The 15,113-nt window shown below is 45.4% G+C and carries 15 protein-coding genes and 1 tRNA gene (1 of these 16 only partly in view); 3 read left to right on the forward strand and 13 right to left on the reverse strand.

Translation table 11 applies throughout. The annotated features are described in order from the left end of the window. A tRNA-Pro gene (locus tag B2337_RS12600) sits at nt 1-29 on the reverse strand; it reaches 197 nt to the left of the window's first position. Nucleotides 30-170: 141 nt separating this feature from the next. Here B2337_RS12600 and folD point away from each other — a divergent pair. Continuing rightward, nucleotides 171-1,025, forward strand: coding sequence for a bifunctional methylenetetrahydrofolate dehydrogenase/methenyltetrahydrofolate cyclohydrolase FolD (folD, locus tag B2337_RS12605; protein WP_292361467.1), 855 nt, complete (start codon nt 171-173; stop codon nt 1,023-1,025). Between the two features lie 59 nt (nt 1,026-1,084). Here the strand turns inward: folD and B2337_RS12610 are convergent, their stop codons facing one another. The 4 genes from B2337_RS12610 to B2337_RS12625 form a co-directional block, all read right to left on the reverse strand. Further along, a complete protein-coding gene (locus B2337_RS12610) occupies nt 1,085-3,466 on the reverse strand; it encodes a phosphoketolase family protein (RefSeq protein ID WP_292413636.1) in 2,382 nt (793 codons plus the stop codon). 1 nt (nt 3,467) lies between these two features. Continuing rightward, nucleotides 3,468-4,676 (reverse strand): acetate/propionate family kinase, encoded by a 1,209-nt coding sequence (locus B2337_RS12615; RefSeq protein ID WP_292413635.1) that lies wholly within the window; start codon nt 4,674-4,676, stop codon nt 3,468-3,470. 155 nt (nt 4,677-4,831) lie between these two features. Further along, nucleotides 4,832-6,214, reverse strand: a complete 1,383-nt coding sequence (gene cysS, locus B2337_RS12620) for a cysteine--tRNA ligase (protein WP_292413633.1) — start codon at nt 6,212-6,214, stop codon at nt 4,832-4,834. Between the two features lie 3 nt (nt 6,215-6,217). Beyond that, the gene (locus B2337_RS12625; protein WP_292413631.1) at nt 6,218-7,885 is read right to left on the reverse strand and encodes a glutamine--tRNA ligase/YqeY domain fusion protein; all 1,668 of its coding nucleotides are present in this window, start codon (nt 7,883-7,885) and stop codon (nt 6,218-6,220) included. 166 nt (nt 7,886-8,051) lie between these two features. On the opposite strand from B2337_RS12625, the gene B2337_RS12630 reads away from it, so the two are divergent. Together B2337_RS12630 and B2337_RS12635 are read left to right on the forward strand one after the other, a co-directional pair. After that, nucleotides 8,052-8,633: a peptidylprolyl isomerase gene (locus tag B2337_RS12630; protein ID WP_292361462.1), complete on the forward strand. Its 582-nt coding sequence runs from the start codon at nt 8,052-8,054 to the stop codon at nt 8,631-8,633. 17 nt (nt 8,634-8,650) lie between these two features. Next, on the forward strand, nt 8,651-9,403 hold the full coding sequence (locus B2337_RS12635; RefSeq protein WP_292413629.1) for a UDP-2,3-diacylglucosamine diphosphatase: 753 nt from the start codon (nt 8,651-8,653) through the stop codon (nt 9,401-9,403). On the opposite strand, the gene B2337_RS12640 is transcribed toward B2337_RS12635, so the two are convergent. The 8 genes from B2337_RS12640 to ffh all read right to left on the reverse strand — a co-directional run bounded on the left by B2337_RS12640 (nt 9,395) and on the right by ffh (nt 15,072). Further along, the gene (locus B2337_RS12640; RefSeq protein WP_292413628.1) at nt 9,395-10,120 is read right to left on the reverse strand and encodes a thioredoxin fold domain-containing protein; all 726 of its coding nucleotides are present in this window, start codon (nt 10,118-10,120) and stop codon (nt 9,395-9,397) included. The two genes, B2337_RS12635 and B2337_RS12640, sit on opposite strands and share 9 nt — an antisense overlap. Before the next feature lie 13 nt (nt 10,121-10,133). Continuing rightward, nucleotides 10,134-10,619, reverse strand: coding sequence for a YajQ family cyclic di-GMP-binding protein (locus B2337_RS12645; protein ID WP_292413626.1), 486 nt, complete (start codon nt 10,617-10,619; stop codon nt 10,134-10,136). A gap of 69 nt (nt 10,620-10,688) precedes the next feature. Next, nucleotides 10,689-11,594, reverse strand: a complete 906-nt coding sequence (gene xerD / locus B2337_RS12650; RefSeq protein WP_292361458.1) for a site-specific tyrosine recombinase XerD — start codon at nt 11,592-11,594, stop codon at nt 10,689-10,691. A 119-nt stretch (nt 11,595-11,713) separates the two neighbouring features. After that, the gene (gene rplS / locus B2337_RS12655) at nt 11,714-12,058 is read right to left on the reverse strand and encodes a 50S ribosomal protein L19 (protein WP_292361457.1); all 345 of its coding nucleotides are present in this window, start codon (nt 12,056-12,058) and stop codon (nt 11,714-11,716) included. Between the two features lie 13 nt (nt 12,059-12,071). After that, nucleotides 12,072-12,815 (reverse strand): tRNA (guanosine(37)-N1)-methyltransferase TrmD, encoded by a 744-nt coding sequence (gene trmD, locus B2337_RS12660; RefSeq protein WP_292361456.1) that lies wholly within the window; start codon nt 12,813-12,815, stop codon nt 12,072-12,074. An 8-nt stretch (nt 12,816-12,823) separates the two neighbouring features. Next, a complete protein-coding gene (gene rimM / locus B2337_RS12665) occupies nt 12,824-13,345 on the reverse strand; it encodes a ribosome maturation factor RimM (RefSeq protein WP_292413625.1) in 522 nt (173 codons plus the stop codon). A 21-nt stretch (nt 13,346-13,366) separates the two neighbouring features. After that, nucleotides 13,367-13,615, reverse strand: a complete 249-nt coding sequence (gene rpsP / locus B2337_RS12670; RefSeq protein WP_226071152.1) for a 30S ribosomal protein S16 — start codon at nt 13,613-13,615, stop codon at nt 13,367-13,369. Nucleotides 13,616-13,701: 86 nt separating this feature from the next. Further along, a complete protein-coding gene (gene ffh / locus B2337_RS12675; RefSeq protein WP_292413623.1) occupies nt 13,702-15,072 on the reverse strand; it encodes a signal recognition particle protein in 1,371 nt (456 codons plus the stop codon). Nucleotides 15,073-15,113 lie beyond the last annotated feature (41 nt).

Genomic DNA, 15,113 nt, shown 5'->3' on the forward strand with positions numbered 1-15,113 from the left:
GATGCGCTACCAGACTGCGCTATGCCCCGACATTTCCAAGGACAGACATCCTCGAAGAAGGCGAAATAATACGCTGATGCCGATAGTGAGTCAACAACACATTTATATTTTTTGCTGTGGCTGACGCAACGTGCGATCATAGCCGCTTTTGAAAGGCCGGAACCCACAGAATGACTGCTCAAATCATCGACGGAAAAACAATTGCTGCCGAGCTAAAACAGAAAATCAAAGCGGCAACCCAAATGCGCCTCGCCACCGGTAAACGTCGGCCTGGACTGGCTGTTGTATTAATTGGCGATAACCCTGCCTCACAAGTTTACGTTGGCAGCAAACGTCGCAGCTGTGAAGAGGTAGGTTTCAAATCCGAATCATTTGATTTGCCTGAAACCACCAGCGAACAAGAGCTGCTTGACCTCATTACCCAGCTCAATCAGGATGATGAAATCGATGGTATCCTCGTTCAACTCCCCCTGCCCCCACATATCAATTCAGATGCTGTTATTGAACATATAGCGCCCAATAAAGATGTGGATGGCTTTCATCCATATAACATCGGCCGTTTGGCCCAACGTAATCCTCAGTTGCGCCCCTGCACACCGAAAGGCGTAATAACCATGATGCAAGCTGTTGGTATTGATCTTAGGGGTAAAGAAGCAGTCGTTGTGGGAGCCTCTAATATAGTAGGTCGTCCAATGGGACTCGAATTGTTACTGGCCGGATGCACTACTACCGTTTGTCATCGCATGACCAAAGATCTGGAATCACATGTTCGCCGTGCAGAAGTTTTAGTGGTGGCAGTAGGCAAGCCGGGCTTTATTCCAGGTGACTGGGTCCGTGAAGGTGCTGTTGTGATTGATGTCGGTATTAACCGTCTGGAAAACGGTAAGTTAACCGGCGACGTGGAATTTGATAAAGCCAGCGAAAAAGCGGCCTGGATTACACCTGTTCCGGGTGGTGTCGGTCCTATGACAGTGGCGACCTTGCTTGAAAATACGTTATTTGCTGCCGATCAGTTACATCAATAACAGCTGAAGCCAGTCCTGATGCCCCTCCAACACTGGAGGGGCAAATCGTCAAACCCAATCTAATTATTCCATTGCCAATCACGAATTTCCGGTAAATCCTGGCCATGTTCCCGAATATACTCATCATGTTCGGCAAGCTTCTGCTGAATAAATAATTCGATTTCCGACACCTTGTCGGTGGGTAAATCGGCTAAATGTTTGACGGCGTTTTCCATCAGATGAAAACGATCCAGACCATTGATAACAGCCATATCAAATGGCGTGGTAGTTGTCCCCTCTTCCTTGAATCCATGGACATGCAGGTTTTTATGATTGGTGCGGCGATAGGTCAGCCGATGAATCAACATCGGATAACCATGATAGGCAAAGATAATCGGTTTATCCCGGGTAAATAAATCATCGAATGCATCTTCCTCCAGCCCGTGTGGATGTTCGCTGGGCGATTGCAGTTTCATTAAATCCACCACATTTATCACCCTGACTTTCAACTCCGGTACAAACATATTCAGTAATTTCACTGCCGCCAGCGTTTCCATGGTCGGCACATCACCACAACAGGCCATGACCAGATCTGGTGTCTGGCCGTTATCATTGCTCGCCCATTCCCAGACACCGATGCCTGCCGTGCAATGTTTAACAGCAGATTCCATATCCAGCCATTGTGGCGAGGCCTGCTTTCCGGCGACCACCACATTGACATAATTCCGGCTGCGCAGGCAGTGATCAGTAACAGATAACAGCGTATTGGCATCAGGTGGAAGATAGACGCGAACCACTTCGGCTTTTTTATTCACCACATGATCGATAAAACCCGGATCCTGATGCGAAAAGCCATTGTGATCCTGACGCCAGACATGTGACGATAAAAGATAATTCAGTGATGCAACGGGTTTACGCCAGGGGATCTGATTACAGATTTTCAGCCACTTGGCATGCTGATTAAACATCGAGTCGATAATATGAATAAAGGCTTCATAGCAGGAAAAAAAGCCATGACGGCCAGTTAACAAATACCCTTCCAGCCAACCCTGACATTGATGCTCACTGAGCATTTCCATCACTCTGCCATCTTTAGACAATTTGTCATCCCCCGGAATCATCTCGCCCATCCATGTTCTGCCGGTCACATCCAGAACATCCTGCCAACGATTGGAGTTATTTTCATCGGGACTGAACAAACGGAAATTCCTGGCATCAAGATTCTTTTGCATCACATCGCGTAAAAATTTGCCCATCACACGAGTGGCTTCGCCTTTGGTGGCTCCAGGTTGTTTAACTTCTACAGCATAATCACGAAAATCCGGCATAGCGAGATCCTGTAATAGTTGACCACCATTGGCGTGTGGATTCGCTCCCATACGACGTGTACCTTCAGGCGCTAAAGCCGCCAGTTCGGCTTTGAGCTTACCGCTCTCGTCAAATAATTCGTCCGGGCGATAGCTTTGCATCCATTTATTAAGTATCTCAATATGATCCTCCTGATCCATATCCCCCATTGGCACCTGATGCGAACGGAATGTGCCTTCCGTTTTTTTGCCATCCACTTCTTCTGGACCTGTCCAGCCCTTGGGTGAACGAAGGATAATCATTGGCCAGCGGGGACGTAAATGCACGCCATGTTCACGCGCATCGTTCTGAATATGACGAATTTGTTCCAATACCTTATCCAGCGTTGCTGCCATCAGTTGATGCATCTGTTTTGGATCATCGCCCTCGACAAAATACGGTGTATACCCATAACCATAAAACAAGGCTTCCAGCTCATCATTAGGGATACGCGCCAGCACTGTCGGGCTGGCAATTTTGTACCCATTTAAATGCAATATGGGTAATACCGCACCATCATGTTCAGGATTCAAAAATTTATTGGAATGCCAGCTGGTGGCTAACGAGCCAGTTTCCGCTTCACCATCACCAACCACACAGGCCACAACCAAATCGGGATTATCAAATGCCGCGCCGTAGGCATGGGATATGGCATAACCCAATTCTCCCCCTTCATGAATCGAACCAGGTGTTTCTGGCGCAACATGACTGGGGACGCCTCCAGGAAACGAAAATTGTTTGAATAAACGTTTTAATCCAGCTTCATCCTCGGAAATCTCAGGATAGGTTTCACTATAGCTGCCTTCCAGATAAGTATTGGCAACCAACGCCGGCCCACCGTGGCCTGGCCCGGCTATATAAATCATATTGAGATCACGTTGTTTGATAACTCGGTTTAAATGCACATAAATAAAATTGAGGCCGGGTGTGGTGCCCCAATGGCCCAACAAACGGGGTTTGATGTGTTTTGCCTGAAGTGGTTGTTTTAATAATGGATTGTCATAGAGATATATTTGTCCCACTGACAAATAATTTGCCGCACGCCAGTATGCATGCATTTTGTCTAATAAGTCCTGATCGAGTGGCTGTAATGTATGCGATGTTTCAGATGTCATTTTACTTTTCCCCTTGATGATTCAGGTTCAACAGATCGCACATTGACTGTGCAATCATTAATTCCTCGTTGGTCGGGATGACCCAGACAGTTACCCTGCTTTGTAGTGTTGAAATGCGCAGCGCATTTTGCTGATTTAATTCGTTATCCAGTTCAATACCGATAAATGCCAGTTGCTGACAAATCTGTGTCCGTATTTCCGCTACGTTTTCACCAATCCCGCCGGAAAATACCAAGGTATCTAAACCGCCTAACGCCGCCGCATAGGCACCAATCTGTTTTCTGGCCTGATAGCAAAACACATCGACAGCATCCTCGGCATTTGGATCTGTCGACCGCAGTTCCAATAACTGCTGCATATCACTGGTGGAAGCAGAAATCCCCAGCAATCCCGATTGCTGATTAATCATTGTTTCAAACTGTTCACCAGTCATGCCTTCACTTCGGTTAAGCAAACCGTATAAACCCGGATCTAAATCGCCACTTCGGGTTCCCATTACCAACCCTGCCGCAGGAGTCATCGCCATTGTGGTATCAATAGATTGCCCATTTGTGACAGCAGCCATACTGGCCCCGTTACCGAGATGAGCGAGAATTATCTTATGCTGCTGAATTGCCTCACCTTCTTGCTGATGCAAAACCTGCATTAGATATTGATAGGACAGACCATGAAATCCATAACGATAAATACCTTGGTCTAAATAACGCCGGGGTATGGGGAGTAATTTAGCGACTGTTGGCAGATGTTGATGAAACTCAGTATCAAAACAGACCATTTGTTTTAACTGTGGGAAATACTCGTTAAACGCTTCAATTAATTGAACTTCACCGGGTAAATGCTGTGGATCAAGAGGGGTTATTGCCGATAAATGCTTGAGTAATTGTTTGGTGACCCATTGTGGTTTTTTATACAGATGACCACCATGAACAATTCGATGGCCGATGGCTTTAATTGAGCTGATATCAATATGTTTATAAAACCAGTCTATCAATACCGCAACAGCCTGCTGATAGTTATCAGCTTTGATATCTACAGCGGACGCTTCTGCCTGAATCGAGTTTGTGACGCGCAGCTTGGCTACAGGCAATCCCAGACCTGTGAGCTTGCCGGATAAAATGGAGGTAAGCGATTCGGTTACGTTATACAACGTAAATTTGATACTGGATGAACCGCCGTTGATAGTCAGTAAATACGTTTTATCTTTAGGCATAATCGATCCATTAATTTAAATTCGATCATGCCCACACTAAAACACTTTGTATAGCCGGGAAGAAGACTAATGACGCTATTGTTGATTTAGATCAGGAGAAAATTGCCATAAATTAAATTGTCTCAGCCACCACTAGCAGGCAGCTGAGACAAATCTTAAATTTTACGCCAGCTGGTTTTACCGGCAGCATCTTCCAGCACTATTCCCATCGCAGTGAGTTCATCACGAACTTGATCTGCGCGCCCCCAATCTTTTGCCGCACGGGCTGCATTTCTATCAGCAATCAATTGTTCGATTTTACCGGTTTCATCTTGTTGGCCACCGGTAAGAAAAGCCTCAGCAGATTGCTGGAATAATCCTAGCACTTCACCAAATGCCAGTAATAATCCGGCAAGGTAAGCTGATTTTTGCTCGTCGCTTTCTTCACGAGCTTTGTTCAATGCCTGACGCACGTCTGCCAATACTGATAATGCCAGGGCCGTATTAAAGTCATCATCCATGGCTTCAGCAAAACGTGACGCAAACTCAGCATCCTCCCGCCATATCACTTTTTGTGGTGTGACATCACGCAGTGAATGATAGAACCTGGTTAAGGCTGTTTTGGCCTGTTCCAATTGATCTTCTGCGTAATTTAATGGGCTACGGTAATGGCTCATTAAAATGAAATAACGCACGGCTTCGGCAGGATACTTGGCCAATACTTCACGAACGGTAAAGAAATTACCCAGCGATTTTGACATTTTCTCGTCATCAATCCGCACAAAACCATTATGCATCCAGTAATTCACATACTGGCAGCCATGCGCACCTTCGGATTGGGCGATTTCGTTTTCGTGATGCGGGAACTGTAAGTCCTGCCCACCACCATGAATATCAAAATGATGGCCTAAGGTATCTGCCGACATCGCTGAACATTCGATATGCCAGCCGGGACGCCCCGGTCCCCATGGCGATTCCCAGGAAGGTTCTTCCGGCTTGGCGGCTTTCCACAAGACAAAGTCCAGCGGGTCTGTTTTAGCCTCATTGACAGCCACACGCTCACCGGCACGCAAGTCATCAATATGTCTGCCCGATAATTTGCCGTAACCTTCAAACTCGCTGACATCGTAGTAAACATCACCATTGTCAGCGACATAGGCCAGGCCTTTATCGATCAGCGTTTGCACCATCTTTTGCATGGCATCAACGGCTTCCGTGGCTCTTGGCTCCAGATCAGGCCGCAGAACACCCAACGCATCGGCGTCAGCATGCATTTCATCAATATAGCGATCAGTTAAGGTCTGAATCGATTCGCCGTTTTCCATCGCACGTTTGATGATTTTGTCATCAATATCGGTGATATTGCGGATATAGGTCACATCATAACCACTGGCCCGCAGGTAACGCGTCACCACATCAAACACTACCATCACCCGCGCATGACCGACATGACAGAGGTCATACACCGTCATGCCGCAGACATACATTTTGACTTTGCCGGGCTCGATGGGTTTAAAGACGTCTTTCTGCTTGGTTAAGGTGTTATAGAGTTTTAACATGGTTTATTTGTCTGAAGTCTCTTTTAGGCCAATGGTCAGATTGAATACCGGCGTATCGGGGCTGTGATCATAGCGATCACTGACAAAATAGCCTTCGCGTTCAAACTGGAAAACCGTTTCTGGTTCACAATTGACAATTGCCGGTTCGGCAATCGCTTTAATCACTTTTAAAGAATCCGGGTTAACGTCATCAAGATAGTTACCCGTTGCTTTTCCCGGGGCTTCCGCCAAAAACAACCGGTCGTATAACCGCAACTCAACTGCTTTGCCTTCAGTAGCTGAAACCCAGTGAATCACGCCGCGTGGTTTCATTTCAGGAGGTGGATTCTGGCCGACGGTATCAGGCACTAATGAGGCCATCACTTCAATAATGTCACCGTTGTCATTCTTGATGACCTCATCAGCCTTGATGACATAAGCACCACGTAACCGCACATAATCACCAATCACCAGACGCTTGAACTTTTTCCGGCTCAGACTGGTGTCTTCAGTAAAGTCGCTGGCATCAATAAAAATTTCTTTAGTGAACGGCAATGCACGCTGCCCCATGGCTTCCTGTTGCGGATGATTCGCCACTTCCAGCCATTCAACGCTTTCAGCAGCATTGGTGATGGTCACTTTCAAAGGATTGAGTACACACATGGCACGTGCTGCGTTTTCATTCAAATCTTTACGGATTTCAAATTCCAGCTGGGCTATATCCACAATACCGTCTGTTTTCGCCACAGCCAGACCGTCACAAAAAGCACGTAACGCCGCAGCGGTATAACCACGTCTTCTCATGCCTGAAATGGTTGGCATTCTGGGGTCATTCCAGCCGGCAACGATATGTTCATCAACCAGTTGTTTTAAATTGCGCTTACTGGTCACGGTGTAGTTAATATTAAGACGTCCAAACTCATACTGCTTTGGCTGTGTGGGCACCGGCAGGTTTTCAATAAACCAATCATACAACGGACGGTGATCCTGAAATTCCAACGTACAGATACTGTGTGTAACACCTTCAATCGCGTCGCCCTGTCCGTGGGCAAAATCATAGCTGGGATAAATACACCATTTGTCACCTGTTTGATGGTGAGTTTTCTTGCGGATGCGATACAGAATAGGATCTCGCAGATTCATATTGGGCGAAGCCATATCGATTTTTGCACGCAACACACAAAAACCCTCGGCAAAATCACCTTGCCGCATTTTTTCAAATAATGTGAGGTTTTCTTCTACGCTGCGATTGCGAAATGGAGACTCCTTACCCGGTTTGGTCGCCCAGCCCCGGTACTCACTGGCTTGTTCGGCGGTGAGATCACACACATAGGCTTTGCCTTGTTTGATCAGATAAATCGCCCAATCGTAAAACTGCTCGAAATAGCTTGACGCATAACGCACGTCACCCGCCCACTGAAAGCCCAGCCAATGGACATCTTGCTTGATGGCTTCAATGTATTCCTGCTCTTCTTTGGCTGGATTAGTATCATCAAAGCGTAAATGACAATCCCCACCAAACTCTTCCGCCAGACCAAAATTCAGGCAAATAGACTTGGCATGTCCGATGTGCAAATAACCATTGGGCTCAGGTGGAAAACGGGTGACCACTTTTCCGGCGACCCTGCCAGAATCAATATCTTCCTGAATAATGGGTCGTATAAAATTATGATTGACAGCAGATTCTGACATATTGAATGTTTACAGTTAAATGTGAACGCGCATTATACGCTGTCAGCGGCGTCGGGTAACAGTGCTGTTTCGGTATGTTGCCTCTGAAAAAGGTTTTTAATTGTCTTCACCTGAATGGCATTGATGCTCTATCATGATAGTTTTTGCAATTTTTGGACAAGCTACCATGAAATTACTCTATCGCCATCTGGCCCCCCTGTTTTTTGCTTCGTTTTCGCTGGCAGCTCAAGCCGAAGGCGGCAGCGCACAACCAAAAGTAAAGCTCACCACCAATCATGGCGATATTGTTATCGCGCTGAATGCTGAAAAAGCGCCTGAAACGGTTAAAAACTTTATTCAATATGTTGAATCAGGCTTTTACGATGGCACCATTTTTCATCGCGTCATTGAAAACTTTATGATTCAAGGCGGCGGGTTTGATGAATCATTCAAACAGAAAACAACTGAAGCGCCAATTCAGAATGAAGCAGATAACGGCTTGAGCAATACAAAAGGCACTGTCGCGATGGCGCGGACAGGCGATCCGCATTCTGCAACGGCACAGTTTTTTATCAATACTAAAGATAATGACTTTTTGAACTATCGTGGCAAAACCATGCAGGATTGGGGATATGCGGTTTTTGGTGAAGTCATCGAAGGTATGGATGTGGTTGATGCGATTCGCAAAGTAAAAACCACTATGCGTGGAGGTCATCAGGATGTACCGGCTGATGCAGTAGTGATTGAAAAAGCGATTATGGTCGATTAATTCAACACATCCATCAAATGAAAACCCTGTTTATTTCAGATTTACATCTTAGTCCTGACCAGCCGGAGTTAATCCGGCTGGCCACTGAGTTTGTTGCAAAGCAATCTGCTGTGGATGCGTTTTATATTTTGGGTGATATATTCAACACCTGGCTTGGTGATGATTTAATCCCGGCTGAATTTGAGCCGTTTATTCAAGCGTTACAAAATCAACAGCAAAATGGCAGCAAAATTTACCTGATGCAGGGTAATCGTGATTTTATGCTTGGGGAAGGATTTGCCCGACTGGTTGGCGGAATTTTATTGGATGATCCTGTCGTGGTAAGTCTTTACGGGCATTCTATATTATTAATGCACGGAGATAGTTTGTGCACCGATGATGTGAGTTATCAGCGATATCGCAAAGTGGTACGCAAGCGATGGTTACAAAAGCTGTTTCTGGCCATGCCGTTGTCAATTCGTCAACGTATTTCCGATAAAATCAAAGCCAAAAGCAAGCAGCAAAAACAATATAAACAAGCTCAGATCATGGATGTCAATCCAGCTGCTGTCCGACAGGTTATGAAGCAATATCACGTTAATTTATTGCTGCATGGTCATACTCATCGACCGGCTATCCAACCGCTTGAGCCTGTACGAAATATTTCAAACTATCGAATTGTATTAGGTGATTGGCAGCCTGCCCCCAGTTATGTCGAAATCACTGCTGAAAAAATACGTCTGGTAGATACGCGTTTACCTCAGGGTGAAACCCATCTCCTGTTAACTTGAACCAAGATATTCATCCAGAATTTCACGTAATTTTTCTGGTGGCACATACCCTGGTAACATTTGACCATCTTCCAGAAAAATAGCTGGCGTTCCACGAACACCTAGCTTTCCGCCAATTTCAAACTGCTCGGCAACCGGATTGTTTTCACATAAAGAGGTTTTTTTCACTTCACGCTGGGCTTTGGCATCCGTCATTGCTTTCTGAGGGTCTTTGGCACACCAGACTTCGATTAATTTATTCGCCGACTCCGATTCTGCGCCGGCACGAGGATAAGCCATATACCGAACGGTAATACCCAAATTGTTATAGTCTTTGATCTGACGATGCAACTCGCGACAGTATCCACAATCAATATCGGTAAAGACGGTTACGGTATAGACAGGTTTTTTAGCCGCGAAGACAATCAGATCATCCTCATTTAATTTGTCCAACAACCCTTTTTTCACTTCAATCCGACGGGTTTCGGTAATGTTTTCACGTGATTCGAGCGACAATAAATCACCTTGTACTAAGTATTTTCCATCGGCGGTAAAATAATAAATTCGATCATCGATAATGGCTTCATATAATCCTGACTCGCCAACAGGAGACAATGACTGCAATTCCATTTCGGGTAATTGTTTTTTTAGTTCGGCTTTGAGTTTTGTCATATCATCAGCATGAACAAGGCTCATGCATACCAATAATGGTAACCATACCAGTCGGCTTATTTTCATTCGTGTGGTTCTCTTAATCTCGAAAATTATTGAATTGCAGTGGCATATCAATTGAATCATGGTTTTTCAACAACGCCATGACCTGTTGCAGATCATCACGTTTTTTGCCAGTCACTCTGACGCTGTCCCCTTGGACTGCTGCCTGAACTTTAATTTTGCTCTCTTTTATCAGTTTAACGATGGTTCGCGATAAGTCTTTTTCGATGCCTTCACGCACCAGCACATCCTGTTTACGCATCTTGCCATAGCCAACCGGATCCTTAAGTTCAAGGCAACTGATATCAATACCACGTTTCACCAGTTTCATTCTGAGAATATCGAGCAACTGATCTAATTGAAAATCACTGTTGGCAAACATTGTCAGCGTTTTGTCTGACTGCTCGACTTTGGCTTCGGTTCCTCGAAAATCAAAGCGGTTATCCAATTCACGGTTTGCTTGATCCACCGCATTGGTCAGTTCATGCTTATCGACTTCAGAAACAATATCAAATGAGGGCATTATGGCTTCTCCCAATCTAATTAAATTTTAACCCGGCAGTTTAACATCAGCTTACATAGCAGCGGAAACTCAACCTCGCGGATGATGTTGATTATGCATTTGCTGCAATCTGGCTTTGGCAACATGGGTATAGATTTGTGTTGTTGATAAGTCTGAATGACCCAGCAGAAGTTGAACGACTCTTAAATCTGCACCATGATTTAACAAATGCGTGGCAAAGGCATGACGCAAAGTATGTGGCGACAGCGGTTTATCGATATCTGCCAATTTGGCGTAGCGTTTGATAATGTACCAGAATGCCTGACGGGTCATTGATTGCCCGCGACGGGTTGGAAATAGGTCATCTGTGACCTGGCCTTGCAGTAACTGAGGTCGGCTTTCAAGCAAATACAATTGCAACCAGTCCAATGCCGTTTCACCTAATGGAACCAATCTTTCTTTATTGCCTTTACCAATACAGCGGATCAGGCCCTGTCGCATATTCAATTGTTCAAAGGTTAATGCCACTAATTCTGAAACACGTAACCCGGTGGCATACAACACCTCGAGCATGGTTCTGTCACGCATGCCCAAAGCGGTTTCCGTATCAGGCTGAGTTAACAAGTTGATAACATCTGCTTCAGATAAACTGCCTGGCAAGGATTTACCCAATCGCGGAGATTCCAACATTGCTGTAGGATCCGAATCACGGATCCCTTCACGACATAAATAACGATAATAACGGCGAAGACTAGATAATAAACGCGCATCACTGCGCACCTTTTTTCCATCCCGCATTCGTTGCTGCAGATAACGCTGAATATGTTCACGCTCTGCATTGGTTAATGTCACATCAAATGGTTGTAACCAGCTGGCAAACGCCACTAAATCATGTTGATAAGCGGTTACCGTATTATCACTTAACCCGGATTCCAGCCACAGCGAATCAATAAAGCTTTGTAGATGACTCAGTTGTATATCACTTGGCTTTGTCATGGGGCTGCATCAGTTAGACCATATCGCATAATAGCAACTTCAAGGCACAAAAAAGGGACAAAGCTGAAATCAACTTTGTCCCTTTTTCTATCTGCAACGGATCAAACGACCCGTCGGACTTACAATTTTTCTTTGATACGTGCCGCTTTACCAGTCAGGTCACGTAAGTAGTAAAGTTTCGCACGGCGAACATCACCACGACGTTTCAACTCTACACTGGCAATGGTTGGGCTGTGTGCTTGAAAAACACGTTCAACACCAACACCGTTAGAGATTTTGCGAACAGTGAAAGCTGAATGCAAACCACGATTACGTTTTGCGATAACGATGCCTTCAAAAGCCTGTTCACGCTCACGCTCACCTTCTTTTATACGAACTTTAACAACAACCGTGTCACCGGCAGAAAAATCCGGAATATCGGTTCTCAATTGTTCAGCGTTCAGCTGATCGATAATGTTACTCATTGTTTGCTCCCAACTAATCCTGCCCGCGCTCGGCAATAAATTCTTCCAATAAAGCAGCCTGCTCTGTTGTTAAAGTTATCATTTCCAACAAATCAGGTCGCCGTAACCATGTTCGTCCTAAGGACTGTTTGAGACGCCACTGACGTATTGCCTCATGATTTCCACCTAACAGTACGGCTGGCACTGTCTGGCCATTTAACGTTTCAGGGCGGGTGTAATGCGGATGATCCAACAGACCACTCATAAACGAATCCTGCTCAGCAGATTCGGCATCACCCAACACACCAGGTAACAAACGGGCAATACCATCAATCATCACCATGGCTGCCAGTTCACCACCACTGAGGACATAGTCACCAATCGACCACTCCTCATCAATTTCCTGTTCTACCAATCGCTCATCGATACCTTCGTAACGACCAGCCAGCAGAATCATTGATTTACGTTTCGCCATTTGGCCTAACGCATGCTGATTCAGCTTTTGTCCCTGCGGTGATAGATAAATGACTTTTACCTTATCACCAAGCTGCTGTTTTGCCGTTTTAATCGCATCCAGCAGCGGACTTACTTTCATAACCATACCGGGGCCGCCTCCGTAAGGTCGGTCATCCACAGTCTGATGTTTATCAGCTGTAAACTCTCTCGGGTTTAGGTAATTAAGACTAAGTCTGCCCTGTTTTACCGCCCGCCCGGTTACGCCATATTCTGTTACCGCAGCAAACATCTCCGGAAACAAAGAAATTACAGATAGCTGCATTTCATTATTCAAAGATAGTCGGCTTGCCAATCAACCTGAATCAGTTTGTTTTCCAGATCAACCTGCAATACGGTTCTTTCCAAAACAAATGGAATCAGATATTGCGTATCCGCATCTTTTCCATTTACGACCAGAACATCATTGGCACCTGTTTCTAACAGGTGATCAACTATTCCCAGAACTTCATTTTCAGTGTTAATCACTGTCAGGCCAACCAGGTCAGCCCAGTAAAATTCATCTGCATCAGTTTCGAGTAATTGCGACCTTTTAATCGCCAACTCTGAACCGATTAACGTCATGGCCTGATTGCGGTCAGTAACCTTTTCCAGGCTCATGACAACCGCTTTACCTTGTAACTGTCCGCCATTCACTTCGATTGGAACCCAATCACCATGGCGATGCACATAAAGCGGTTTGTATTCAAGGATATTGTCGCGAGGATCGGTAAAAGAAAATACTTTTACCCAGCCCTTAACGCCAAAAACTCCTGATATCTTCCCTACCGGGATAAATTCGCTGGCATCAGCCATCACGAGCCTCCCGGGTAGAAATTAAGCAGCTTTTTGTGCTTGCTTGATCAGCTGAGCAACACGTTCCGATGTTTGTGCACCCTGGCTGATCCAATGTTTGACGCGTTCTAAATCAATGCGTAACTCTTCTTCCTGGCCTTTAGCGATTGGATTGTAAAAGCCCAGACGCTCGATATAACGGCCATCACGTTTGCTACGTGAATCTGTTACGACAATGCCGTAGAAAGGACGCTTTTTAGCGCCACCGCGTGTCATTCTAATTGTTACCATAAACCTACCCGTTGGAAATCTGGATGGAAAAATAGAGTTATTTTACGCACTTATCGCAGCTTTGCAAAGCTGTAAATACGATTACCTTAAAATGGCATGCCACCACCGCCCATTGGCAGTTTTCCACCAAGGCCGCGCATCATTTTTGCCATACCACCTTTCTGCCCCATTTTTTTCATCATTTTTTGCATTTGAGAGAACTGTTTCAGTAAGCGATTTACATCCTGAATCTGTGTGCCAGAGCCTGCTGCGATGCGTTTTTTTCTCGAGCCTTTTATTAATTCAGGGCGACGTCGCTCTTTAGGCGTCATCGAATTAATCATCGCTTCCATTTTAACCAGCTCTTTATCATTGGCCTGGTTTTTAACAGCATCAGGAATTTGCCCCATGCCGGGCAATTTATCCATTAATGAAGTAAGCCCGCCCATTTTGCTCATTTGCTGCAATTGATCGCGAAAATCCTCAAGATCAAAGCCCTTGCCTTTTTTAAGTTTGTTGGCCAGTTTTTCAGCTGAACCCGCATCAATTTTCCGTTGTGCTTCTTCGACTAAAGAGAGAACATCGCCCATTCCCAAAATTCGGGAAACCACACGATCAGGATGGAAGACTTCCAAAGCTGTTGTCTTTTCACCCACACCCATGAATTTAATGGGTTTACCGGTAATATGACGAATAGATAAAGCCGCACCACCACGAGCATCACCATCCGTTTTGGTCAAAATCACACCGGTCAACGGTAAAGCCTCGTTGAATACCTTGGCAGTATTGGCAGCATCCTGGCCGGTCATACTATCAACCGTAAATAATGTTTCTGTTGGATTAATTGCCGCATGAATACGTTTGATTTCGCTCATCATGTCATCATCAATATGCAGACGACCTGCCGTATCAATAATCACTACATCAACATATTCAAGTTTTGCCTGTGCTACGGCAGCTTGTGCAATCGCCACTGGATCCTGGCTGGCATCACTGGGGAAAAATTTCGCTTCAACATCAATTGCAAGTGTCTTTAACTGTTCTATCGCCGCTGGCCGATAAACATCAGCACTCGCCACCATGACGGATTTCTTTTGTCTTTCTTTCAGAAAGCGGGCCAGTTTTGCCACACTGGTGGTTTTACCCGCACCCTGTAAACCCGCCATCAGAATAACCACCGGCGGCTGACTATTCAGATTAAGACTGTTGTCTTCATCGCCCATTATGGCAACCAGTTCGTCATTAACAATCTTGACGAAAACCTGGCCTGGGCTAAGGCTGCGCATCACATCCTGTCCCATTGCCCGTTCTTTTACTTTTTCAATAAAATCGCGGACAACCGGCAATGCAACGTCGGCCTCAAGCAAAGCCATACGTACTTCACGCAGCGTTTCTTTGATATTGTCTTCGGTGATTCGACCCTGTCCACGCAGTTTTTTGAGGCTACCGGCGAGTCTGTCACTTAGGCTGTCAAACATAATGTATCCTGCATCGTTTGGTGTCTGAAAATCAGTACTAT

Origin of the sequence: Methylophaga sp. UBA3192, from assembly GCA_002363955.1 — a bacterium.
Taxonomy (GTDB): domain Bacteria; phylum Pseudomonadota; class Gammaproteobacteria; order Nitrosococcales; family Methylophagaceae; genus Methylophaga.

Bases quoted from the DNA above. Each gene is read 5' to 3' on its own strand.
- folD (WP_292361467.1), top strand. From the start codon at position 171: ATGACTGCTCAAATCATCGACGGAAAAACAATTGCTGCCGAGCTAAAA.
- B2337_RS12610 (WP_292413636.1), bottom strand. From the start codon at position 3,466: ATGACATCTGAAACATCGCATACATTACAGCCACTCGATCAGGACTTA.
- B2337_RS12615 (WP_292413635.1), bottom strand. From the start codon at position 4,676: ATGCCTAAAGATAAAACGTATTTACTGACTATCAACGGCGGTTCATCC.
- cysS (WP_292413633.1), bottom strand. From the start codon at position 6,214: ATGTTAAAACTCTATAACACCTTAACCAAGCAGAAAGACGTCTTTAAA.
- B2337_RS12625 (WP_292413631.1), bottom strand. From the start codon at position 7,885: ATGTCAGAATCTGCTGTCAATCATAATTTTATACGACCCATTATTCAG.
- B2337_RS12630 (WP_292361462.1), top strand. From the start codon at position 8,052: ATGAAATTACTCTATCGCCATCTGGCCCCCCTGTTTTTTGCTTCGTTT.
- B2337_RS12635 (WP_292413629.1), top strand. From the start codon at position 8,651: ATGAAAACCCTGTTTATTTCAGATTTACATCTTAGTCCTGACCAGCCG.
- B2337_RS12640 (WP_292413628.1), bottom strand. From the start codon at position 10,120: ATGAAAATAAGCCGACTGGTATGGTTACCATTATTGGTATGCATGAGC.
- B2337_RS12645 (WP_292413626.1), bottom strand. From the start codon at position 10,619: ATGCCCTCATTTGATATTGTTTCTGAAGTCGATAAGCATGAACTGACC.
- xerD (WP_292361458.1), bottom strand. From the start codon at position 11,594: ATGACAAAGCCAAGTGATATACAACTGAGTCATCTACAAAGCTTTATT.
- rplS (WP_292361457.1), bottom strand. From the start codon at position 12,058: ATGAGTAACATTATCGATCAGCTGAACGCTGAACAATTGAGAACCGAT.
- trmD (WP_292361456.1), bottom strand. From the start codon at position 12,815: ATGCAGCTATCTGTAATTTCTTTGTTTCCGGAGATGTTTGCTGCGGTA.
- rimM (WP_292413625.1), bottom strand. From the start codon at position 13,345: ATGGCTGATGCCAGCGAATTTATCCCGGTAGGGAAGATATCAGGAGTT.
- rpsP (WP_226071152.1), bottom strand. From the start codon at position 13,615: ATGGTAACAATTAGAATGACACGCGGTGGCGCTAAAAAGCGTCCTTTC.
- ffh (WP_292413623.1), bottom strand. From the start codon at position 15,072: ATGTTTGACAGCCTAAGTGACAGACTCGCCGGTAGCCTCAAAAAACTG.